The following is a 22466-nucleotide window of genomic DNA, read 5'->3' on the forward strand; positions in this document are numbered from 1 at the left end:
GGAATATGCCACTAGCGCGCTTGAAGCGATTTTTTCGAACACTGTCCTTTGCCCGACTGGTATGTCTGGGATTCTTTACCGCAATCCTTTTCGGGTCGTTTGCCCTTTATATTTCCGAAGAGGGGGAACTTTCCTATGTCGATAGTTTTTATCTCTCAGCCTCTTCCATTTGTGTGACAGGGCTTTCACCAGTTCGGCTCTCTGGCCTGAATCCTGGAACGCACTGGATCATGCTTTTTCTCATTCAGCTAGGTGGACTAGGGATTATTAGTTTTACGGTGATTGTCGGTTTTCTCATCACCCAAGGTATTTCGCGGAACGCCCGTTTTAATGCCTTTGTCGGTGCGGCCATTGATACCCAAGCCGAAACTGAGTCCCTTGCTACAAATGAAGTCAATCGGATGTTACTCTCCATTATCAATATTTCGTTTTCCTTGGAAATACTTGGGGCGATTGGATTATATTTGCATATGCCAGACGGAGTTGAGGGAGGGAACACCCGTTGGTTCTTTTCCCTTTTTACAGCGATCTCATCTTTTAATAACGCTGGTTTTTCGATTACTGATGACCTGAGTGCACTTCGATTGGATCCTTTTTCTTTGTACATTGTTTCTGGCCTTGTGATTTTTGGAGGAATCGGTTTTCCCGTGATCATCCTTCTTGAAAAATTTCTCCTGACTGTATTTGTGCGAATCGTATATCGTATAGAAGTGATGGCAGAAACTTTGATGATGGAAAAGGCCCTAAAAACAGGAAATGTTCCTAGGCTTTTGTTACTTCCTGCTCAGTTTTCCGCATTTTTAGAAAACCGTTTGGGTGATTATAACAAACATTTACGCGGGGAAACCACGAGGATCCAATCGAAAGTTTTGGTTTATGGTTCTTTCGCCTTGCTTTTGTTTGGTTTTGTAGGGATTTATTTTTTGGAGCGGTTTAATCCTCACACCTTTCATGAGTTAGCCTTTGTAGATAAAATATCGAATGCATTTTTTATGTCGGTATGTTCTAGAACGGCTGGATTTTCGACTATGGATCTTGGTCATCTGAATGACGCAACAGTCATTATCATAACTGTGTTGATGTTTATTGGTGGTGGTCCTCAAGGAACTGCTGGAGGTATTAAAATTACCACTTTTGTATTGTTACTTGCATATTTAAAAAATGTGATCCAGCCATCCAAACCTGTTATGTTATTTGGTGAAACTGTTTCCAAAAATTCTGTTGCAGTTGCCATTCGTGTTTACTTTCTTGCTACCATTGCTTTGGCTTTTGTATTTATATTTCTTGGAATCTTGGATCAAAACCAACATTCTTTACATGTAATCTTTTTTGAACTGATCTCTTCCTTTTCCACTGTTGGTTTCACTTTGAACTTAACCTCTCAATTAGGGGACATTGAAAAGATACTTTATGCGGCTGTCATGTATGTGGGACGTGTTGGGATCTTTACCGTTCTCATTGCTGCCACTGGTCACTCTGGAGTTCCAAAAATGGGAACCGTCGATGATGGTGTGAAAATCCAAGTGGGTTAGAATGGGGATAAAAATCGGTTTTAGGATTTTGAGGATGGGGAAGACTTGGTATTTGTGAAATTAAGCATACAAAATTTATTGTTTTCTTTTTGGAAAGCTCCCGTTTTGACCCCTGAAGAGTTAGAATTGGAGGAACAAAAAGAGGCTCAAAAGAGAAGTTTGTCTTCGATTGAGTCCAGGTTAGAGTCCCTTGAAATTCTATTATCAAACGATAAGTTAGACGATACAAAACTTTTGTTTCGTTATTTGGCTTATGATTTGGTAAATTACCATTTGCGAATGACCAGTCAAAAAGAGATCCCTTTTGAGGGAAATCTCGAAGGTTTTTTGATCCCTGAAACAAAACAAAAATTAAAACCATTTCAGTTTTTAGAGTCCTTTGGAAAACTTTCCGAAGGGAGTGGCAAGGAATTAGAAAATGTTTTGTCCTCTGCCATTGATACTTTTGAGTTTTTATCGACGGAATCCAAAAAAGAGTTTAATACTCGTTATTTGACAAGTTTAGACCAATTTCGTTTGTTAAGAAGAGTCCGGATTGGGTTAGTGAGTGTAATTTTAGCAAGTATTCTCTTTAGTATTTCCTATTACCATTACAAATACCCTGTTCTTAAAGACCAATCGATCAAGGTATATAGCTTTATCAGTAGAGAAAAACCTGATACCAGGGAATCTCTTATGGTTACAAAACCTGTTTTGAAAAAAGACAGCGGAAGTTGGGTAGAATATGAATGGGAACTTCCCAATTCAATGTCTGAGTTCGGTGGACTTCGTATTGATCCATTGGAGCAACGGGGAATTCGTTTTGCTCTAGATCAAATTTCCATTCTCGATGCAAAGGGAAATGAGGTTTATAAGAAAAAAATTGTTGTGAGTCCTAATTTACTACCTGAGGATTACCAGGATTTTTTGAAAATTATCGATATCAAAACTGCTGGAAAACAAACACCGGGAGAGCTTGTGGAAATGATTACAACGGGATCTGACCCCCAAATTCATTTTGTATTCCCAAAAGTTAAAGATGCAAAAACTATCAAATTAAAAATGAAGTTCATTGAAGCTCATAAAGTGAAGAAAAAATGATTAACCTATATTTTAAGTTAATGCGAATCCCTCAGTGGGTGAAAAACGTCATTCTATTTGCAGGGTTAATTTTTTCTAAAAAAATTTTCGATCTTTCTTCTTTAACAAAAGTTTGTTTGGCGTTCTTTTGTTTTTCATTGGTCGCAAGTTGCCAGTATGTGTTTAATGATTTTTTAGATCAAAAGGAAGATGCAAAACATCCGGAAAAAAAACATCGACCACTTGCTAGTGGAGAGTTGGATTCTGGGATTGCTTTGGCAATCACTGGTGTCATTCTTCCGATCGCACTCATCGGTGCTTATAAACTTTCTCCGGTATTCTTTTATCTAACTATCTTCTATTTGCTCTTTAATATGTTATACAGCAAAGTCTTAAAACATATTGTAATTTTGGATGTGATGAGTATTTCTATTGGATTTGTGTTACGTGCCATTGCTGGTGCCGTTGTCATTGGAGTGGAATTTTCACATTGGTTGTTGCTCTGTACTTTTATGTTGGCACTTTTTTGGGGTTTTTCCAAACGTCGGGGTGAAATCAATATCCTAAAAACGGATGCCGGCAAACACAGAAAGATTTTGGAAGAATATTCTATTGAGTTTTTGGATTTAATGATGGCTGTTGTTGCAACGCTCACTCTTGTCAGTTATGTAATGTATACTGTGAGTGCGGAAACGGCAAAAAGTTTAGGAACTCCTTATATGGTTTATACAGTTCCTATCGTAGTGTATGCCATCTTTCGTTCTTTATATATCATTTATATCAAGAACATGGGTCATAACCCCACAAAAGCCATCCTTACGGATGTCAGTGTCCTTTCATCCGGGTTTATTTGGTTACTTCTCATCTTATTTTTAATGTTTGGGAACTTATCGGGTCATACTCCAGTCTTACATTAGAGACCATGAAAATTTGGAAGAATTTACCTTATGGATGGAAGGTGGTATTCGCCTTTGTTTTCTTTTTTTCCACGACCCTTTGTTTTTCTTACTTTAAGGGAAGAGATACTAGTCCCGGTGTTTCTATCGAGGTCTTAGCGACAACTCCCACAGAAGCCAATTCTTGGAAAGGACACCCTAAGGTGGTATATTTTTGGGCTACTTGGTGCACCGTTTGTAAGGCTTATGCTCCTATCTTAGAAGCGAATTTAAAACTTTTACCGAAATCCATGATTTTTCTTTCTGTTTTAGAGGCAGAAGACTCGGAAGAAACGAAGGCCATTATTTCCCAACTTTCTCCAGAAGCAAAACGACCAATCTACTTTGCCGACTACAGGATTTTGAAGGAATGGAGAATTTCGGCATATCCTACCACTGTATTTTTGAATGAAAAAGGAAGGGTCGTTTTTTCTGACACAGGAATCTTGAGTCCATTTGGATTTTGGTTACGATCTTTTCTTTTGCGCTTTTTTTAAACTGTCGATGATATAACATGGATTCTTCCTTTAAACCAAAACCGCTTTTGAATAAGTCGGAACTCCGGCAAATCAAACGCAGTAGGACTCGGGTTGAAGGTAAGAAGGTCATCACCGATGACGTAAAAAAACTTAAGTCCCTTAAAGTCACACCAGAACTCAGCTTTCAAGAATCCATTGATTATTACAAAGAACCAATTTGGATCGAATATTATATTCCTAAGGAATCACGTTTTGCCTTCGAAACCAAATACCTTTTTATTTTACTAGTAGATCCAAAAATTACAGAGGAACCATGTGATGCCGAAAGGAAACGTGCGGCGTCCCTCGGTGAAATTGTAGATGTATTTGCTTATATGGAATCTCACCCAGAAGCAATAAGACTGATTGAGGATTCCTATCATTCCACTATTTCTATGCATGAGACAATACATCATATCTTCAAAGCGTATAAGGATACGGGGGCAACAGAAGATTTAAAAACAGCCTGTTATTTGACCGAAGCTCTTTTGAAATATGAACCAACCATTGCCGGCCTTACGTATTTTAGAGATTATGTTGTTTATAACTTAAATTTTTTCATCCGCACTTTGAATCGATTGAAGATCGATTTTGCTTTAGAAGATTCTACTGTATCCCTTCTTATCAAACGAAGAAATGAACTTTGGGAATTGGAAAATCGAGAAGTAGACGAGGATTTTGACTTGCTTGCTGCACTTTTTTTTGAACAAGCTTTTCCGAATCGAGGGGCTGGAGAACTTTCTGGTGATGATATGTTACTTTTTGAATGATCTAATTTCGATTATAAAAACCAACCAAAGAGTCCTAACAAGTTTTCTACTTGTGGATGGATTAATTTTTTTTTGATCATTGTGGTTTCAGTTAATTGCATGGAAATAGGGATTTGTTTCTCTTGGAAGGAAAAACTGAGTTTTGAAATCGATTGAGAAGATTCTTTCCAATCGTTTGTGTCTTCTTCCTCTCTCAGCGGAAAGGAATGAACAAGTACATTCCAAAAATCTAATTTAGCAACCAATACCTCCGAAATGGTTCCTATCCCTGTTTTTAAATCTCTGTAAAGATTTTCCTTCATAAAGTCTTTGATCCCAATGGATAAAAACTGTTTTGCTTTTTTTAGCTTCGAAATTTCTAACACAAAGGTCCTTGGGTCATTCACTACATCCCAATCTAAAATAAGAAAATGGCATGGCCCCGTTTGAATTCTCTTTAACAGAAATTCCAGGTTCCCTTCGGCAAAAACAGTTTGACCCATAGTTTTTAAAAATACTGACAGATGTTTGTCGAATATTGGATCTTTTGTGTAAATAACCCAGGTCAATTTTGACAAAGGTAAGGTTTTATATGGTAAAGTATGGATTTCTGTGTATGGTTTTTCCCATAGTAGGGTGACACCAACTTCTTTATAAATTTCCTTTTCTGCATTTGTGAAATTACCACATAAGATAGGTTCAATGCTCCATTCCAATAATTCTTTTGCTAAGTCTGGAGATGGTTTTGTAAAAAGTCGAATGGAGTCTTGATAATCCTTCCAATTTTTACTTGTACATTCTTTTACAACGAGTCCCTGTACTTGTAACCAGGATGCGATCAGGTTTTTTTCAGGTTCTGGAAGTTGTGTCAAAACTGCACCGAATAGAGTGTCCATTACGATTGTATTTTAGTTGACCCCCTAGGCTTGAAAGTCATTTTAAAAAGCATCTCCGATGAAGCTCCTTAAGCGATACGCAAACCGCAGACTCTATGATCCAGAAACTAGCTCCACCATCACTTTAGAAGATGTGGCTAAGATGATCATTGGTGGAGAAGAAATCAAAGTCCAAGACAATATGACAGGAGAAGACATCACTCCTAAAATTTTGGGACAGACCTTTCTTAAGGTAAGTTTAGGACAAAGAAATGAAGACTTTTCAAACTTTATGTTAACTTCTCTGATTCGCGAAACGGGAAGAGATGTTTCTGGTCTTTTTGAACGATTGATTCTTGGAGGAATTGGAGCCAATTACCTCACTTCAGAACGTCTAGAAAAAATAGTGAATTCTATGGTGGAACTGGGCGAACTCAAAGAGGCAGATTTCAGTCATTATAGGGAAGATCTATTGCGTAAAATGGCCTCTCGCGCCAGCGAAAAAAAGGAACAAATCCAAAGAGATTTGGAAAAATTCAGCCAGTCCATTTTGGAAGAAGATAAAGCTACTCTTGGGGACCTCTCCGAAAAACTAAAAGAAGTGGCAGAAAAATTAAAAGAAAACTAACAGAATCTGCCTCCTTTTCCCGTCTCCTGTAAACAGAGGTAGGTTAGGATGATTCGAATATTTGGTTGGATTTTGTGCGCTGTTTTGGTGCCCGTAACTCTTATGGCAGAGAGTGATGAACGATTTTTTGAAATCCAACAAACTAGATTAGCATCTTCCGATGTATTTGAAATTCGTGATGCAATTGACAAGCTTACTTTTGTTAAATCAAGTTTGGGAATTCGAGATATTATCTCGGCTTTGGAAGGGACTTCTCATTTTCCCACAAGTCCGAGAAATGCACCTGCAGTTAAATTTTATGCTGCACAAGCATTGGGAAAAAAAGGCGATAAAATTGCCATACCCTATTTAATCAAAACTTACCAAAAAGAATCAAACAACATTCCCGAACATAACCCACAAAAAGTGCGAACTTGGAAAGATGGTGTTGCCGATAGCTCATCTCCTTCCAGTCCTTATTTTTATGATGATGGTGAGATTCCCATCACTCTCGCCTGTGGGGAAATCTTAAGGGCTTTAGGATCGTTGCCGTTAACTGCTGAATCAGAATCGACAATTAAATCCGCATTAACGAGCCCCAATTTTTACCTTCGCAGTTCGGCAGCTGACGCAGTTTATCTTTCTGGAAAAACTGAATTTCTGTCTAGTTTGTTGGATACTTTGGGCAAAGAGACAGTTCCTTATGCAAAAATTTCCCTTCTTTCCGCTGTGGTAGGATTGGAACGACTGCCAAACCAAAATTATAAATCCGTTTTGGAATCTTTGACAAATAAGGATCCGGAGGTTAGGGCAAAAGCATCAGATGCACTACGTCGATTGGATTTTCGAACATCGGCACCTTACTTAGAAAAGGTGATCCAATCCGAAAACAATGCTAAGGTTCTAAAGCAAATGAAATCGGATTACCAGTTTCTCGTTTCTTTCCACGCTCCATAAGTTTTCCAATTTTCATTGTGGACAAATCCGCTTTTTCCCTTAAAATGTGACAGAGCGGAGAAATTATGAAATTAAACAGCATTCTAGAAGCCATCGGAAATACACCTCACGTTAGATTGTCGCGACTTTTTGGAACAGACCATGAAGTATATATGAAACTCGAAAGACAAAATCCTGGCGGATCGATCAAAGATCGGATTGCTCTTGCGATGATTGAAGAAGCAGAGAAATCTGGAAAATTAAAAAAAGATTCTTTTATTGTAGAACCTACTTCAGGAAACACAGGGATTGGACTTGCTATGGTAGCAGCTGTTAAAGGGTATGCGATCACTCTAGTAATGCCAGAACATATGTCGGTAGAAAGACGTAGAATTATGGCAGCTTACGGTGCTAAGTTTGAACTTACTCCAAGAGAAAAAGGAATGCCAGGTGCGATTGCAAAAGCCCAAGAAATTGTTGCAGCCAACCCAAAAGCTTGGATGCCCCAGCAGTTTGAAAACGAGGCAAACATTCAAGTTCATAGAGAAAAAACAGCCGAAGAAATCGCAAAAGATTTCCCGGACGGATTGGATTATATCATTACGGGAGTCGGTACTGGTGGTCATATCACTGGTTGTGCTGAGAACTTAAAAAAGAGATTCCCTAAACTCAAAGTATTTGCTGTCGAACCAGAAGGTTCTCCTGTTCTCAGTGGTGGAAAACCTGGCCCACATCCTCTACAAGGAATTGGCGCTGGATTCATTCCTAAAAACTGTAAAACAGAGTTACTTGATGGAATCATTACTGTAGGTAAAGATGAAGCCTTTACTATGGCTGTCCTTGCTGCTAAAAAAGAAGGAATTTTTATCGGAACTTCTTCTGGTGCGAGTCTTGCCGCAGTTTCAAAAAAATTAAAAGAAATTCCTGCCGGTTCGAAGGTTCTTACTTTCTGTTATGATACAGGAGAAAGATACTTATCTGTTGAAGGTTTGTTCGTTTAATAGGGGATTAAGATCACCAAAATTTTAATAGTCGAGTCACCGACAAAAGCAACAACAATTGCTTCCTATTTAGATAAGGATTGGATTGTTGTTGCTACTAAAGGTCATATCAAGGACCTTCCTCCCAAGTCCTATGGAGTTGATTTAAAAAATCAATTTGAACCGGAATATGAATGGTTAAAAGGAAAAAAGACCGTTTTTTCTGCGATTAAAGCAAAAGCCAAACTATCTTCTGTTATTTACATTGCAAGTGACCCCGACCGCGAAGGGGAAATCATCGCCAAACATTGTTATGATGAGTTGGTGAAATTAAAAAAACCAATTTATAGACTTCGATTAAAAGAAATTTCAAAAGAAGAAGTACGCCGACAAATCCAATTTAAATCTGGATTGGATCTTGCTGAAATTGAATCACAAATTGCCAGACGAGTTGTTGATCGAATTTTTGGATTTGAGGTTTCGCCAGATCTGTGGAAACAATTAAAAATTTCTTCTCTATCAGCAGGACGTGTGCAATCTACCGTTTTACATTGGATTTGTGAACGAGAAAAAGAAATTCAGAATTTTTCCAAAGAAGTTTACTACCAATTAAAGTTACATGGATCAGTTTTAGGCGAATCGGTTGATTTAGACCACCAAACGAAGGATAAGTTAAATTCTCAATCGATACAGAAATTACTGTCAGAAATAGAAATTTTACCGGAACCATCCAAGTTAAAAGAATTAAGATTATCTCAAATTAAAAAGAAAAATATAAAAAGAAATCCGCCTCCCGCATTTTCTACTGCAAGTTTACAAGAAACAAGCTTTCGTCTTTTAGGATTTGACTCTAAAAAAACTATGAAATTGGCACAGATGCTTTTTGAGGGGAAAAAAATTGGTTCTGGCGAGAGGGTCGGTTTAATTACTTACATGCGTACGGATAGCACACGTGTGTCATCGGGTAAACGAGAGTTAGGCGAGGAATATTTGAATAAAAATTATCCTGGTTTACTTTCCCAAATAAGTTCATTTCCAGGGAAACTAAAAAAACACTCTCAGGACGCTCACGAAGCAGTTATTCCCACAAATCCAAATTTGACTCCCGATTCCATTTCGCCCTATCTATCGCCAGATGAGAAGAAACTATACAATTTGATATGGGAACGTTTTTTGGTTTCTTTAATGAAGCCTGAGTTAGGTGAAGAGACTATCTATGAATTCCAAAAAGAAAAGGAAGTTTTTTATTATAAAAACGAATTCATTACCGATTTTGGATTTAAAGCCTTTACTAAATCAGAAAAGAAAAAAATACAAAAGAGATTAGATTGGAAATTGGGAGATCGGTTTCTTTACGAGTCCTATACCATAGAAGAAAAACAAACGGAACCTCCTGTTCGTTACACGCAAGGTAAACTTGTGCAAAAAATGGAAGATACCGGTGTGGGTAGACCATCCACTTATGGGACAATTATCGAAACTTTAAAAATTCGAAAATACATTGTTGAATATCACAAGTCTATTGGTCCTACTGCACTTGGTTTGAAAGTCAACGATTACTTATATCTAAACTTTCAAGAAATGATTGGTGAGTCTTTTACGAAAGATTTGGAAAAGAAGTTGGATTTAGTCACCGAGAATAAAGAATCAAGAATTCTTCTCATCCAAAATTTTTATGAAGATTTACTTCGCATCTTACGAAGTCCTAGAAAAAAAATAAACCAATCTGAATTAGACACTAATCCTTTAGTGCATAAAAATAAATTGGAGAAACCTGTTACCGCTAAAAACACTAAAGTAAAAAAAGAAAATATATCCTCTGATTTTGGTGAGTCTCGTCTAAATGATGGAAATATATGTCCTGTATGCAAACAAGGAATTGTAAAAACCAAACTTGGCAAAAAAGGAAAAACCATTTATTTTTGTTCCCGTTACCCGCATTGTGACTACATAACCTATGAGCCATAAACCGCAAAAAACATTGGTCCTCGTCAATTTAGGCGGGCCAAGAAACACAGCAGAAATTGAGGTCTTTTTAACAGACTTATTTACAGATCCGTTTGTCTTCGATTTGCCTTTACCTGAATTTTTACGCCTACCTTTGGCGAGGTTTATTGCCAAAAAACGTAGCCCTAAGGTAAAAAAAATATATGAATCTATGGGTTTTGGTGGAGGTTCTCCTTTGGTTTCCGAAACCGAGAAACAAGCTAGAACCATAGAAAGGATTTTGAATCAAAAGACTAATGTTACTTGGACAGTGAAGGTTGCCATGACCTGTGGATTTCCTCATATTAGGGATAAAGAATTTGGAAAACCATCAACCGATACCATCTATCTACCGTTATATCCTCAGTTTTCTCGTTCGACAGTTTTATCTACATTAAATCATTTAGAAAAAAAGTTTAAAGAATGCCCTGTTGGAAGCGGGGGATATGTTCCCAGTTTTGCCTCCGATCCTAAGTTTCACCAAATATCAGCTAAGTTTATTTTCGATTTTTTTACCGGAGCCTTAAAACCTGAGGATTTTTTACATTTTCCTACTCAAAAAACAACATTAGATTGGAGAGAGATGGATCTCGTGTTTTCTGCACACGGTGTTCCAATGCGACTCATTCGGAAAGGGGATAGGTACATGGAGGAAATTGAATCTTCTGTAAATGGTATTACAAACGAACTCCGTTTGTTTGGTTTTCGAGGACAAATCCATATATCTTATCAAAGTAAGGTGGGGCCCGCAAAGTGGACTGGACCAAGTTCCTTGGAAATGATAAGTTCCCTTGCTAAAGAAGGGAAACAAATTGCAGTATATCCAATTAGTTTTGTTAGCGATCATTTAGAAACGTTAGAAGAAATTGGTGAACAATTTAAAGACCTTGCTTTAGAGTTAGGTGCAAAAGCATTTATTCGAATTCCTGCGTTTGGTATTTATCCTCCGTTTATCGAGTATTTGGCGGAGAAGGTTCTTGCAGTAGACAAGTCAATTCATCACTGTTTCTGTAAAGAAATGGGTGGGGAATCACTCTCTACTTGTCGATTCAAATATGGATCTTAGTCCAATTCCTTTTCGATAGTTCCCCAAAAAACGTATGTCTATTCCATTTGACAGCCATTGTCTTTCTAAAGAATCTAATCGTTTGTTGAACGAATATAGTTTTTTATCATAAGCCGGAAATACACCGCTCCAGGAAGTTACATAAACTGCCTTTGGTGAATCTTCTTTTTCTGTGATTACCTTCCTATCTTCTTCGAGGATAGATTCCCAGGTTATAGAGTCACTTGGTTTGATTATACTTGGATAAATCCAAGTTTCTGAATGAAGGCCTTGTTGCGACCTGCCTGGAAAGATATCCGAATTTGATAATACACCGAGTGCACGGATTCCTTCGTTTTTTCCAAAAAGGACTCCAAAACATGGTTTCTTTGTAAGGTGATTTTTTCCAAACCTTGTGATTGTCGTGATGGAAAGTAAATTGGGAACTTCATTAGGTTCGATGAGATCACCAAGAATTGGAATTAGATTTTTTAAGGATGTTGAAAAACGAATTTTTCCTTTCCAAGTAAGAATTTCTTTTAGGTTAACTGGTTGAAATTGAGTTTTGATTTGTATTTTATGTTCTAAATATTGGACTAAATGAGAAACTAAGTCGCCCATACCTTTGGGAAAGGATACCGTTCCATACGTTTTGGTTTTATTCCTTTTTAATTCCTGAAGGATTGTATTTTTACCCGATCCTTCCCATTTGGAAAATATCGACTCTGCTTGTAGGGAGTCGAGTCGAGTACCGTAAACTCCACCAATCGCCGGTTCAATGATGTTTTTTGTAACAGAGGTGCCAAACATTTGGCATGCCCAAGTTTCAAAGTTCTGGTTTTCATTAAATTTTATTTTTTTAAACAGTAATGTAAAAACTAACCGTATGCCAGTGAAAATAGAAATTGGAAGTCTTGATAATTTTTGATTGGTCCAAAAATATCTTCTTTTTGCTGCTTTATTTGGAAAAACAGGGGAAAGGCCGATATCATCTAACATAGATTTCATTTCATCCGTTAGCAAAACACCGTTGGCAGCAAGTTCGACAAGTCCTTCATTAACAACTTTTGTTCCAATCACTCCACCTAATTTATCGGACATTTCGTATAAAGTAACTGAGTCTCCAAGTTTTGTATGATGGTATGCTAAAAATAAACCAGTAATGCCGCCCCCAACGATATGAACTTGGTCTCTCATATTGCTTTTGAAAAAACAGGTTTTGTTGGTTGGCTTAGTTGTAGTTTCTCATCAAAAGCCATTGCGATGATTCTTAGGAAAGGTTTCCCAAGTTCAGTCACTGTCAGTATATTCTCTTGCCATTTAACCAACTGGTCCGATTCCATTTCACTTAGAAATTGATATACGTGAGCTTTTATTTCATTAGGAACTTTGACTTTCCAAGAGGTCATTAAATCTAAAATCAGCTGTTTACGCATTTGGTCTGACTTTGTTAATTTGTGGCCGCGAAGGATTGGGATAATTCCGTCTAACAAAGATTTTCGATATTTCATTTCTAATTTCTGGTTTTGAAAAAAAAGATCGGGAGTTTCTGAAATTGAAGAGGATCCTAATCCTAACATAACATCTGTTCTTGAGTCACTATAACCCATAAAATTTCTGTGAAGTTGGTTAGTATTAAAAGCTTTCCATAGTTTATCGTGGGGAAGGGCAAAATGATCCATTCCAATTTCCCTGTAACCTTCTTTTTCTAAAAGTAACCTTCCTGTTTCATATAAATCTCGTTTTACGGTAGCTTCAGGGAGATCTTTTTCTGTAAACAGACGTTGTGATGCTTTTATCCAAGGTACATGAGCATAAGAATAAAAAGCAATTCTATCGGGTTTTAGTTCTAACGTCCGTTCAATGGAATATTTCATTGAATCCAAAGTTTGTTTGGGTAAGCCATATATAAGGTCAAAATTGATGGAATCAAAACCGAGAGCTCTAGCCTCACGAGTGATATTCTCTGTAAGTTCAAAAGGTTGTATTCTGTTAACTAACCTTTGCACTTCAGGATCAAAGTCTTGCACTCCTAAACTAATCCTTCTGAATCCTAATTTTTGTAGTAGTTTCAGTTGAGAAACTCTTGTCCTTCTTGGGTCTACTTCAATTGAATATTGTGGATTTTCTGTTGGATTTAGTTTATTTAAAATGTAATCAATTGTAGACTCTAGATGGTAGTCAGAAAGGTAAGTTGGGCTTCCGCCGCCTAAATGTAGTTCGCTAAGTTTTTTACCCTTCAAGCTATTTACTTTATCCGTATAAAGATTTAACTCAGTTTTTAGAGCCTTCACATAAGGTTCTTCTACTGTATGGTTTTTTGTGATTGAAGTATTACATCCACAAAACGTACAGAGTGTTTCGCAAAATGGAATATGAAGGTATAGTGCCAGCTTAGATTCTTTGGGCGTTAAATGGGTTTCCAAAGATTGGATACATTCGTCCAAGGTTGGGGAATCTGTCCAATAAGGAACTGTAGGATAACTGGTGTATCTTGGTGCTGGTGTATCGTATTTTTCGAGTAAGTGCTTCATTCGCTAAATACCTTTCTTGTTTCGTCAATCAAAAGATGGACTGAAGTTTCCGGTGTGAACTGTAAAACTCCGTGTCCGAGTCCGGCCACCCATCCTTTTCGTTCATCAGGACTTAAATCTTTGATCGGTAAAAGATACTCTCTTATCTTTTGTTTTAAAACCATCGGATCTGCGAATAAAAGTTCCTGATCAAAATTTCCCTGGATAAAACCGTTGCCACCAAAGTTTTTTAGAGTTTGTCTGATTGAAAATCTATGATCCACACCAAAACCCGCTAAACCAGGAATATCTTGAATTTGTCTAACATGTTCTTCCGTGGAGTTTTTTGCGTAATATCCAATTTGTTTTGGATAGAGTTTTGTTAATTCGGTAATTGGACGGACAACATATCTTTGAAAGTTATAAGGATCTAACATTCCTGCGGCGGTATCAAAAATCATTACTACCTCTGCGCCACCTTGCAATTGTAATTCGATATTTTGTTTGAGGAGAGGAACAAGTATTGAGTAAAATTTATCTACAAAATTTTGATTTGTTTTGATAAAGGATAAATTCCCATCGTGTTTTCCTATACTTGCATAGGTCATTAATGTAAACGGGCCACCTACAAATCCTATGAGAGAAACATCTTTAGGTAAAACTTCTCTTGTTCGAATCACTGCCTCTTTTTGGAATTTTAACCCTTCGATTGCTTCATCTTGTGATTTTAATCTTAATATATCTTTTTCGGAGGTGAGGGAAAAAGAAAGTTTAGGTCCGGGATCATAAGTTAAACCCATTCCCAAGGCTTCCAATGGAAATAGCAGGTCAGAAAACAATATACTAACATCAAAACCAAATTCACGAACAGGACCTAAGGCTACTTCTGCTGCTAGTTCTGGTTGTTTGCATAAGTCCATAAAACTATAAGTTTCTTTTAGTTTACGATAATGGGAGTGGTATCTCCCTGCTTGACGCATAAACCAAACAGGCGGGACTTTTTGGGGTATTAAATTTAAGGCATTGGCAAATTTTTCATTTCTAAACGTAGTTGTAATCATTTTATATCCTTTAATGCCTGTTTGGTTTTATTTAATGTGGTTTCGATAATTTTATCGGAATGAACCGTAGACAGAAATCCAACCTCGTAACCGCTTGGTGCAAGATACACGCCTTGTTTTAGTAGTTTATGGAAAAATACAGCAAACCTGGATTTGTGGTCTTCTGGAATGGCTGTTATGGTGCGAACAGGATCCTTAGTTTTTCCTTTGAGCCAAAATAAACTTCCGAAAGTGACGGCTTCCCAGTTCGAATCTCCTGATTCTTCTAAAAGTTTTAATATTCCTGAAGTGAGTTGTTTTGTTTTTGATTCTAATTCTGGATACGGATTTTCACTCCAGGCTTTCGTTAAAGTTTTGAGACCAGCCCGCATACCTATTGGATTTGCTGATAATGTACCCGCTTGGTAAACAGGGCCACTGGGTGCAACTAAATCCATAAGATCTTTTTTGCCTGCATAGGCTCCCACAGGAAAACCTCCTCCGATGATTTTACCGTAACATACTAAGTCGGGAACAATTCCTGTAAGTCCCGCCATCCCTTGAAAAGATACACGAAAGCCAGAGATCACTTCGTCAAACAAAAGTAAGGTTCCGTGTTTAGTTGCCAGTTCTCTACATTTTTTTAAGAATTCTATTCTTTGTGGCAGAAGCCCGTAGTTTGCCGGAAGTGGTTCAATGATAAGGCAAGCTATGTCCTTTCCTTGTTCCGAAAATAAATTTTCTAACTTCGTTTCATCATCTAACGGAAGTACGAGGGTATTTTGTATGATTTCTGGTCCAATCCCTTTGCTATCACTTGAACTTAACCCGGCAAGACCTGAACCCGCTTTTACAAGGAGTTGGTCTAGGTGGCCGTGGTAACAACCGTCAAATTTTAGAATTTTACTTCTACCTGTTGCTGCTCTTGCGACCCGAAGGGCACTCATTACAGCTTCCGTTCCAGAGTTAACGAATCGGACTTTTTCTGCCCAGGGAATTTTGCTCGTGATAAATTCGGCAAGTTCTAAGGAGTAAGGTTCGCAAGCACCGAAAGACCAAGCCTTTTTTACCGTATCTTCCACTACTTCTTGAATTTCTGGATGTCTATGACCAAAAAGAAGTGGGCCAAAACTCAAACAATAATCTATATATTCTTTTCCTTCGACTGACTTTAAATAGGCGCCATTTGCTTCGCTAAAAAAAATAGGTGTGCCACCGACAGAGGCAAAGGAACGAACCGGGCTATGGACTCCCCCTGGAACCACATTTTTAGAACGTAAAAATAGTTCTTCTGAATTCATGAATACAACCTTTGTGCGATTCTTGCACCGTAAGTAATTAAATAGGAAGACCCGGCTCTCCTAAAGACATCCCAAGTTTCTTTTAAACCTTCTTCAAAATTTAAAAAACCTTCGTTTGCTAAATACACAAGACTTGCGTATTCACCACTTACTTGGTATGCTCCGGTGGGAAGTCCTGTTTTTTCTTTAATCGGTCCGATAAGATCAATGGCAGTCATACCTGGTTTTACCATGAGTAAGTCGGCACCTTCTTCTTTGTCTCGAATGGATGTATGGATAGCTGTATCGCGATCCCTAACATCAAGTTGGTATCCACTTCTATCTCCGAATTGCGGAGATGAATCAGCAGCACCACGGAATGGGCCATAAAAGTTACTTTTGAATTTTGTTGAGTAACTCATGATAGGGACCATTGAATGTCCGTTCGCATCTAGAATTTTTCGATGTGAACCAACTCTGCCATCCATCATATCGCTGGGAGCAATACCGTCTGCGCCAGCATCTGCATAGATCAGTGCTAAATCAGATAAACGCTTTAATGTTAATTCAAGGTCAATAGCTCCTGATTTATGGAAATGGCAACAATGCCCTGTCGTTGTCACAGAACAGATACAAGTATCGAGCCACAAAAACATTTCAGGAAATCTCTTCTTGATCGCACTGATATTGGAATGGTAAAAGTCTTTTGGAAAATCTGTATCCGACTTGTCTTTTGGAACCATAAACAACAAAAATTGAGAAACACCGGATTTTAAATCAGATTCGATTTGTTGGAGAATCGATTTTTCTGTATCGCGGAATACTCCCGGTAAACCTTTGATAGGCTCTTTTTCGTCTATGCCTTCAGCAAGAAAAAGTGGTTGGATCATTTTATTTACATTGAGAGATCCAGTTTCTCCTAAGTTTCTTAAGTATTGGTTGGAACGTAATCTTAGTGTTTGTTTTTTCATGGTTTTATATACCTTTCTACCCAAGAATCAAAAGACAGAGAGACAAATACTTTCTGCTTTGCGACTTCTTCACCTATCGTTTGTTTGATTTTGTTGAATGTGGATCCTGGGCCTACAAAGTGAATGACGTTAAGGAGTTCAGGAAATCTTTTTGTTACAATATCAAATTCGGAGCCACTTCTCCAATATGCTGCTTTGATTTTTGAAGTATCAAATGGTACTGGGATTTCGGGTGCTGATACAAAATATGTGGGAATCACAGGATAAATACTATTGTGTTTGTCTGAATCTACATGAGTAAGTTTAACAAAATTGGTTTTTCTTCCGAGAAGTAAATCGATCATAGGAGGCTCACTTTCACCTAATCCATCACAGGTACCATTTACCCAGAATCCTCGGAGTGCCAAATCTTTCCAGGTGGAAAGACCAGCTGACCAAAGGATTTGGTTTGTTGGATTAACGGATAAATCGAGAGGAAATGCATATCCTCTTGAGACAAATACATCCACATCTTTCGGGAGAGAGTAAGTAAGTCTTTCTCTTTGTCTTGCTGCCATTTTAGCATTAGGAGGCCAAACTTCGGATCGATCGAAACTAAATTCGGGAGTGCCGGATAACTCTTTTGTTAATAGAGTTTTTCCATCCTCCGTTTCTCCTTTAACGAAGGTTATTTTTCCGTAACCTCTAGTTAATACGGAAACTCCAATTTTCTGATGACAACCACCACCATACATAGATAATATTTTTCTTTCTTCATTTGCAGTAAGTTCTGCTTCTTTGTTTGTAATTTCTCTAAGTATTAATTCTAATTCTTTGTCTTCTTTTCGAATTTCAGCACAAAGAGCACCTTGCGCCGGCGCACTAGGAAAAATAGAAGAAGGTAATACCATAAACAAAGAAAGGCTAATCGTTTCGGTAATTAGTTTTTTAACTGCCTGCAATTCAGGAATTAGGTTTTCTGGATCTTCAAAACCTAGGATCCGGTCCAAAGCAGCTTTTGCGACTAAGATACCACCATTTTCATGGTCGAGGTACTTTCTTAGTCTTGTTTGTATATTCCCCCTAACAGATTCTATATTGATTTCAAAGGAATTGATGGGAGTAGGGAAATAAGTTTTTATAAAGTCTTTTATATGATGTTCCCTTCTTGGCGAAGAAGTAAGAATAGTAATATTTGTCGGTGCAGAAATCCATTTATTTCTTTTGAATAATAAAACATCTCTTACATCTTCTCTAGGAAGAATGGGTATAAGAATGGTATCTTTTCTTTCTCGTAGATCCATATCTTTCCAAGAATGGATGACAATATCAACTTTATGATTTAATAAATCTTCTTGGAGATCTTTGGTGAAAATTCCTTGTCCTGCAAATTGCCAAAGTGGAGTTTTTAGATCTTTGTCACCGGCAGATTCCCGAAAGACTGGTAGGAAGTTTTTTGTTTTATTTTTTTCCTGAAGGGCCTTAATGGCAGAAAAAATTTGAATTCGAGAGAGTAGGGAGGATCTTCCTCCAACTTTAATTTGTTCAGACAAGTAAATCTTCCCATCCATTCATAATGTGTATTTGTTCTTCCTCCCTTTCCCGAGTGAGTTCAGTGAGAAAGAATTGTAAGTCCATTTTCACTGATTGGATTTGTTCATCGGTTTCTTGTAAATCTCCTAAAATTTTGGAAAGAGGAATGTAATTTTGGTATTTGGGTTTGTTAAAATCCGTTTCACGAAAATCCAAAATGAGTGTAGAACTTTCGATCATTGATTCCCAATTGAATGGTAAAAAACTGGAAGCAATGACAATGGCCTCATCTTTTGGTTTGTAATCTTCCCAGTGGTGAGTTGTAATGGGAAACTCATTTTGTAATTCATTCATTTTGGTTTGGTTTCGTCCGACAAGCCGTACTTCTTTGTTTTTGGAAACAAGATAAGGAAGGATGGATGTAGCAAGTTTTCCCGTACCGAGTAGAGTCACTGTTTTATGTTTTTGCAAATAGGATTCTGCTACACTGCCGTAAGTTTGTCTACCAATCCCTGTTAGATATTTGGAACGAATTTGTTTTGTGTGTTCTAGAATTTGATCTCGTAGTCTTAGAAGAGAAAGAGCAAATGTAGAATCATTGACCTTATCTTCTCGGAAACGATCTCGGTATTGGGCTTGAATTTCTGATTCTCCGAATAATTTGGATCGTAAACCAGAAACCACTTCTAAGAGAAATCGGTAAGCTTCAAAGCCATGAAACACTTCGTACCCTTTGTAAAATCGTTCTGTCTCCGAAAGCGGAAATAGTCTACGGTCTCCGAACGCAATGGTTCTCTGGCATGTTTGCCAAACCTCGAGACCTGGATCGTCTAAGGAATTGACGGGATCATTTGAATGTAATAGAATCAGGTTCGACCACATAGTTTTATTCTATCAAATACAGACTCCCAACTGTCACAAGATTGTCAGTATCTAAAAAAATAAAATATGATATTGAAACTTAGTCTCAATTAATAAGGATTGGTTTATAATGAACGAAGAAAATTGGAAAGAAAAACTCACTCCCTTACAATACCAAGTCACTCGGGAAAAAGGCACCGAACGTCCGTTTACTGGTGAATACTATGCACATAAAGAAAAAGGAATCTATCTTTGTGTATGTTGTGGTGAAAAATTATTTTCTTCCGGTGCCAAGTATGATTCCGGTAGTGGATGGCCAAGTTATTATGAACCAGTGAGAGAAGAAGCTGTAGCAACAGAGAAGGACCAAAGTCATGGAATGGTCAGAACAGAAATCCATTGTAAAAACTGCGGGGCACATCTCGGACATGTTTTCCCTGATGGACCTAAACCAACGGGACTAAGGTATTGTGTGAATTCTGCTTCTTTAAAGTTTGAAAAGGAATCTTAAGATATTGGAATGAATTGATCCACGAAGGTTTGTAAAAACAAAGACTGGATCTTTCATGATAAATTTATGAATTGTTAATATATTTGGTTCTATTCTTTTAACCAAGAAACTTCAATACAACCTTCAGGTTTTCTCGTCTCGCTCACTGTAGCACGTTCTAGAGCGACTGCACCGAGGTTTACTCCGATACGTAGGGCAATTCTTTTTGCCAAATGTGAATACTGATTGGCTTCGCAGCGATTTCCCAATCGCGATTCTAATTTAGAGATCTGTAATAGAAGGCTTGCATTGCCTTCGGACTCTTTCATTCCAATCGCATGTTTGAGTTGAATGGCTTTTTTTAAATCTTCTCTTGCGGAAAGTAAATCGTTGGTTTCCATTTTTTGAATGGCTCTTTCCTCTAAGCTGGTGATGATTGAAGGGATTCGAGACAATCGGATCGCCCTAAGGATGTCATCGGCTGATTCATCCAAAATAGGATTTGCATGCAAACCGAAAGAAATGATGAAAAGTATAGCAAATTGGTATTTGATCATACAGGATTAGCCTCGCTGACTCCGTTCCCTTATAGTTTGCATAATTTGTGCCAAGGAAATGAAATACTCATAGACGGTAGAGAGGCGAACTTTCCAATGAAACTGACTCTGGCCGAGCGATCGCCTTTTTTTCTCCTCCTGGGGGAAAAGGGGAGGAAAGTCCGGACACTAGGGGACAATCGGACCAAGTAACACTTGGGCCTTTGGATTTCAGAAATGGGATCTAGGGGACGGAAAGTGCAACAGAAAGCAAACCGCCTACCTTGGTAGGTAAGGGTGAAAGGGTGGGGTAAGAGCCCACCGCTCTATTTGTAAAAATAGGGGCATGGTAAACCCTCCGATGTGCAATCTCAAGTAAACAACCGTTATGAGTTTGTCCCGCCAGGTTGTGGGTAGAGAGCATTAGATAAATGGTCGCATAAAACAGAATCCGGCTTACGGGCCAGAGTCACCTTCTTTTAATATAGATTGAATCACCTCTTCTTCGTTAGGTGGGTAGAAGACACAAACTAAACTTCTAATTTTTAAAATTGTTTCTGCCAGAGAAGTTCTTGTTTCTGTTTGGCTCCAATTTTCATAACCAATTATGATTCCGCAAGTTTCTTCCATTCCAACAAATTCTTTAGCAGAATAGTTTCTCATCCCGTTTTCATCTAAAAACTGCTTGAGCCCATTTTGGGATATGGACTCTTCCGATTTGTAAATTACTACAATTTCGTCATTCTCTACTTCTAACACTTTTTTAGCATAACCATAACACCATCGAATTTGGTCTGTTAGGTCTTCATCAACTTTGATAAATTGTACATCTGAGAGATTACCTTTAATGGGCGATTCAGAAAAATCAGCAAGTAGTGTGTTTGCAAAATTTACAATTTCTGGAGAATTGCGTATATTTCGTTTTATATCCCATACATGAACAGAAAGTGAATTCCAATATTCTAACATTGGTGAATTTAAATATTTGAATCTTCTCGAAACAAAAAGAATCCAATTTTTGTTTTCCCAAAAGTACTTAGATAAATATAAAAAAACTTCCTTTTCTGGTGTTTGGTCTAAAATGTCTTCGATTCCATCAGCAATCAGAAGATCAATATTGTTATGGTTGATTTCGTTTACATTGGAGATGAGATCGATATTTGTTTTTTCTGGAATATTTGCTAATTCCTCTTTCCAGATTTCGTATAGTGCTTTGGCTCCTTGCCATAATAATACTTTTTTTCCTGCTCGTGCGTTTTGTAAGGCTAATTCACCTGCCAGTATCGATTTACCTGACCCAGTGCTACCAAAAACCAAGTTATGTGAGTAGTTACTAATTCCTTCCACCAATTGGAATTGTTCTTTGGTAAAAAATAATAAATTCTCTTCTTCTTTTTCTTTTTCGGATCGAAAAGTTTGAAAGAAATTTAAGTTCTTTTTGATGATTTCATGTGCTTTTACTAAGACAGATTCCGGTAAAGGTTCTCTGTTATAACGATAAAGGATCGATTCTAAAACTGAATTTAAATCTACATCATCCTCAACTTCTCTACCACCAAACACATACAGATGTCTGTCGTTAGGAAGGTGAAATTCTTTTCTGTCGTTTTTTAAAAAGAAAATAGCACTATCATAATAATCTGGAGGGAATAAATCAGAGAGTTGGTTGTGGTTTTTAAAAAATTCACGAATTAAATCACGTTGTGTCTGAACTTGTTCAATGGGATTTGTATAGGACTTACCTTCAACTGGATTCCATTCTCTGGCTCGAACGTTATAAAACTCCCATTCCCCTTTTTTTTCTCTCCACTTCCCGTTTTTGAGTTCAATGGTGATGACCCCGAAAGGGGAAACGACAAGGAAGTCAATTTCTCTCATGGGGACATCGGGTGTGATGAGGGTAATGGAATAATAAATATTACATGGGATCCGAATTTCTTTTGAAAAACGATGGTAAAAATGAGATTCGAGCGAAACGTCCTTCGCTTTTCCGTGAAACTGTTTTGGATAGAGCATTTTTTAGTTCTTTAAACTGAGCACC

General features: G+C 37.6%; 20 protein-coding genes, 1 other RNA gene and 1 pseudogene. 12 read left to right on the plus strand and 10 right to left on the minus strand.

The window, feature by feature from the left end:
• Positions 1-5 precede the first annotated feature (5 nt).
• The 5 genes from ND811_RS17625 to ND811_RS17645 are packed head-to-tail and all read left to right on the plus strand — an operon-like array spanning position 6 to position 4814.
• Positions 6-1532, plus strand: a complete 1527-nt coding sequence (locus tag ND811_RS17625; protein WP_265353303.1) for a TrkH family potassium uptake protein — start codon at positions 6-8, stop codon at positions 1530-1532.
• A 54-nt stretch (positions 1533-1586) separates the two neighbouring features.
• Entirely contained in the window at positions 1587-2612 is a 1026-nt protein-coding gene (locus ND811_RS17630; protein ID WP_322113488.1) for a hypothetical protein, read from the plus strand.
• Positions 2609-3508 carry a decaprenyl-phosphate phosphoribosyltransferase gene (locus ND811_RS17635; protein WP_265353305.1) on the plus strand — a complete coding sequence of 300 codons (900 nt, stop codon included), beginning with the start codon at positions 2609-2611 and terminating at the stop codon, positions 3506-3508. The genes ND811_RS17630 and ND811_RS17635 overlap by 4 nt, the downstream gene beginning before the upstream one ends.
• A 5-nt stretch (positions 3509-3513) precedes the next feature.
• Positions 3514-4023 carry a TlpA family protein disulfide reductase gene (locus tag ND811_RS17640; RefSeq protein WP_265353306.1) on the plus strand — a complete coding sequence of 170 codons (510 nt, stop codon included), beginning with the start codon at positions 3514-3516 and terminating at the stop codon, positions 4021-4023.
• 17 nt (positions 4024-4040) lie between these two features.
• Complete coding sequence (locus ND811_RS17645; protein ID WP_265353307.1) at positions 4041-4814, plus strand: hypothetical protein; 774 nt, start codon at positions 4041-4043, stop codon at positions 4812-4814.
• A gap of 11 nt (positions 4815-4825) precedes the next feature.
• Here the strand turns inward: ND811_RS17645 and ND811_RS17650 are convergent, their stop codons facing one another.
• Positions 4826-5689 (minus strand): hypothetical protein, encoded by an 864-nt coding sequence (locus tag ND811_RS17650; RefSeq protein ID WP_265353308.1) that lies wholly within the window; start codon positions 5687-5689, stop codon positions 4826-4828.
• A 58-nt stretch (positions 5690-5747) separates the two neighbouring features.
• Here ND811_RS17650 and ND811_RS17655 point away from each other — a divergent pair, with 58 nt between their 5' ends.
• From ND811_RS17655 to hemH, 5 genes are all read left to right on the plus strand, one after another.
• Positions 5748-6296 carry a polyhydroxyalkanoate synthesis regulator DNA-binding domain-containing protein gene (locus ND811_RS17655; RefSeq protein ID WP_004789271.1) on the plus strand — a complete coding sequence of 183 codons (549 nt, stop codon included), beginning with the start codon at positions 5748-5750 and terminating at the stop codon, positions 6294-6296.
• 48 nt (positions 6297-6344) lie between these two features.
• Positions 6345-7232 (plus strand): HEAT repeat domain-containing protein, encoded by an 888-nt coding sequence (locus ND811_RS17660; RefSeq protein ID WP_265353309.1) that lies wholly within the window; start codon positions 6345-6347, stop codon positions 7230-7232.
• 65 nt (positions 7233-7297) lie between these two features.
• Positions 7298-8212, plus strand: coding sequence for a cysteine synthase A (cysK, locus tag ND811_RS17665; RefSeq protein WP_265353310.1), 915 nt, complete (start codon positions 7298-7300; stop codon positions 8210-8212).
• Between the two features lie 57 nt (positions 8213-8269).
• The gene (gene topA, locus ND811_RS17670; protein WP_407658923.1) at positions 8270-10159 is read left to right on the plus strand and encodes a type I DNA topoisomerase; all 1890 of its coding nucleotides are present in this window, start codon (positions 8270-8272) and stop codon (positions 10157-10159) included.
• On the plus strand, positions 10149-11243 hold the full coding sequence (gene hemH / locus ND811_RS17675; RefSeq protein ID WP_265353311.1) for a ferrochelatase: 1095 nt from the start codon (positions 10149-10151) through the stop codon (positions 11241-11243). The genes topA and hemH overlap by 11 nt, the downstream gene beginning before the upstream one ends.
• Here hemH and ND811_RS17680 read toward each other — a convergent pair.
• Genes ND811_RS17680 through ND811_RS17710 form a run of 7 tightly spaced genes read right to left on the minus strand, consistent with a single transcriptional unit; the run spans position 11208 to position 19420 of the window.
• Positions 11208-12419, minus strand: coding sequence for a protoporphyrinogen/coproporphyrinogen oxidase (locus ND811_RS17680; RefSeq protein ID WP_265353312.1), 1212 nt, complete (start codon positions 12417-12419; stop codon positions 11208-11210). The genes hemH and ND811_RS17680 overlap by 36 nt on opposite strands.
• Positions 12416-13756 carry an oxygen-independent coproporphyrinogen III oxidase gene (gene hemN, locus ND811_RS17685; RefSeq protein WP_265353313.1) on the minus strand — a complete coding sequence of 447 codons (1341 nt, stop codon included), beginning with the start codon at positions 13754-13756 and terminating at the stop codon, positions 12416-12418. The genes ND811_RS17680 and hemN overlap by 4 nt, the downstream gene beginning before the upstream one ends.
• Positions 13753-14796 carry a uroporphyrinogen decarboxylase family protein gene (locus ND811_RS17690; protein WP_265353314.1) on the minus strand — a complete coding sequence of 348 codons (1044 nt, stop codon included), beginning with the start codon at positions 14794-14796 and terminating at the stop codon, positions 13753-13755. The genes hemN and ND811_RS17690 overlap by 4 nt, the downstream gene beginning before the upstream one ends.
• The gene (hemL, locus tag ND811_RS17695) at positions 14793-16076 is read right to left on the minus strand and encodes a glutamate-1-semialdehyde 2,1-aminomutase (protein WP_265353315.1); all 1284 of its coding nucleotides are present in this window, start codon (positions 16074-16076) and stop codon (positions 14793-14795) included. The genes ND811_RS17690 and hemL overlap by 4 nt, the downstream gene beginning before the upstream one ends.
• The gene (gene hemB, locus ND811_RS17700; protein ID WP_265353316.1) at positions 16073-17026 is read right to left on the minus strand and encodes a porphobilinogen synthase; all 954 of its coding nucleotides are present in this window, start codon (positions 17024-17026) and stop codon (positions 16073-16075) included. The genes hemL and hemB overlap by 4 nt, the downstream gene beginning before the upstream one ends.
• Positions 17023-18558, minus strand: a complete 1536-nt coding sequence (gene hemC / locus ND811_RS17705) for a hydroxymethylbilane synthase (RefSeq protein ID WP_265353317.1) — start codon at positions 18556-18558, stop codon at positions 17023-17025. Before hemC ends, hemB begins: the two co-directional genes overlap by 4 nt.
• Positions 18551-19420 carry a Rossmann-fold NAD(P)-binding domain-containing protein gene (locus tag ND811_RS17710; RefSeq protein ID WP_265353318.1) on the minus strand — a complete coding sequence of 290 codons (870 nt, stop codon included), beginning with the start codon at positions 19418-19420 and terminating at the stop codon, positions 18551-18553. Before ND811_RS17710 ends, hemC begins: the two co-directional genes overlap by 8 nt.
• A 109-nt stretch (positions 19421-19529) precedes the next feature.
• On the opposite strand from ND811_RS17710, the gene msrB reads away from it, so the two are divergent.
• Entirely contained in the window at positions 19530-19910 is a 381-nt protein-coding gene (gene msrB / locus ND811_RS17715) for a peptide-methionine (R)-S-oxide reductase MsrB (protein WP_265353319.1), read from the plus strand.
• A gap of 89 nt (positions 19911-19999) precedes the next feature.
• Here the strand turns inward: msrB and ND811_RS17720 are convergent, their stop codons facing one another.
• Complete coding sequence (locus tag ND811_RS17720) at positions 20000-20446, minus strand: LEPBI_I1174 family sigma 54-regulated protein (RefSeq protein WP_265353320.1); 447 nt, start codon at positions 20444-20446, stop codon at positions 20000-20002.
• Between the two features lie 104 nt (positions 20447-20550).
• Between ND811_RS17720 and rnpB the strand changes: the two genes are divergently transcribed.
• Positions 20551-20900, plus strand: an RNA gene (gene rnpB, locus ND811_RS17725) — RNase P RNA component class A.
• A 1151-nt stretch (positions 20901-22051) separates the two neighbouring features.
• Here rnpB and ND811_RS19650 read toward each other — a convergent pair.
• Positions 22052-22441, minus strand: a pseudogene (locus tag ND811_RS19650) (nuclease-related domain-containing protein); the annotation flags it as partial.
• Positions 22442-22466 lie beyond the last annotated feature (25 nt).

The organism is Leptospira soteropolitanensis (assembly GCF_026151655.1).
Classification (GTDB): Bacteria; Spirochaetota; Leptospiria; order Leptospirales; family Leptospiraceae; genus Leptospira_A; species Leptospira_A soteropolitanensis.

What these genes read in the sequence shown, in the direction of transcription:
- ND811_RS17625 (WP_265353303.1), top strand. Translation starts at nt 6, where the DNA reads ATGCCACTAGCGCGCTTGAAGCGATTTTTTCGAACACTGTCCTTTGCC.
- ND811_RS17635 (WP_265353305.1), top strand. Translation starts at nt 2,609, where the DNA reads ATGATTAACCTATATTTTAAGTTAATGCGAATCCCTCAGTGGGTGAAA.
- ND811_RS17640 (WP_265353306.1), top strand. Translation starts at nt 3,514, where the DNA reads ATGAAAATTTGGAAGAATTTACCTTATGGATGGAAGGTGGTATTCGCC.
- ND811_RS17645 (WP_265353307.1), top strand. Translation starts at nt 4,041, where the DNA reads ATGGATTCTTCCTTTAAACCAAAACCGCTTTTGAATAAGTCGGAACTC.
- ND811_RS17650 (WP_265353308.1), bottom strand. Translation starts at nt 5,689, where the DNA reads ATGGACACTCTATTCGGTGCAGTTTTGACACAACTTCCAGAACCTGAA.
- ND811_RS17655 (WP_004789271.1), top strand. Translation starts at nt 5,748, where the DNA reads ATGAAGCTCCTTAAGCGATACGCAAACCGCAGACTCTATGATCCAGAA.
- ND811_RS17660 (WP_265353309.1), top strand. Translation starts at nt 6,345, where the DNA reads ATGATTCGAATATTTGGTTGGATTTTGTGCGCTGTTTTGGTGCCCGTA.
- cysK (WP_265353310.1), top strand. Translation starts at nt 7,298, where the DNA reads ATGAAATTAAACAGCATTCTAGAAGCCATCGGAAATACACCTCACGTT.
- hemH (WP_265353311.1), top strand. Translation starts at nt 10,149, where the DNA reads ATGAGCCATAAACCGCAAAAAACATTGGTCCTCGTCAATTTAGGCGGG.
- ND811_RS17680 (WP_265353312.1), bottom strand. Translation starts at nt 12,419, where the DNA reads ATGAGAGACCAAGTTCATATCGTTGGGGGCGGCATTACTGGTTTATTT.
- hemN (WP_265353313.1), bottom strand. Translation starts at nt 13,756, where the DNA reads ATGAAGCACTTACTCGAAAAATACGATACACCAGCACCAAGATACACC.
- ND811_RS17690 (WP_265353314.1), bottom strand. Translation starts at nt 14,796, where the DNA reads ATGATTACAACTACGTTTAGAAATGAAAAATTTGCCAATGCCTTAAAT.
- hemL (WP_265353315.1), bottom strand. Translation starts at nt 16,076, where the DNA reads ATGAATTCAGAAGAACTATTTTTACGTTCTAAAAATGTGGTTCCAGGG.
- hemB (WP_265353316.1), bottom strand. Translation starts at nt 17,026, where the DNA reads ATGAAAAAACAAACACTAAGATTACGTTCCAACCAATACTTAAGAAAC.
- ND811_RS17710 (WP_265353318.1), bottom strand. Translation starts at nt 19,420, where the DNA reads ATGTGGTCGAACCTGATTCTATTACATTCAAATGATCCCGTCAATTCC.
- msrB (WP_265353319.1), top strand. Translation starts at nt 19,530, where the DNA reads ATGAACGAAGAAAATTGGAAAGAAAAACTCACTCCCTTACAATACCAA.
- ND811_RS17720 (WP_265353320.1), bottom strand. Translation starts at nt 20,446, where the DNA reads ATGATCAAATACCAATTTGCTATACTTTTCATCATTTCTTTCGGTTTG.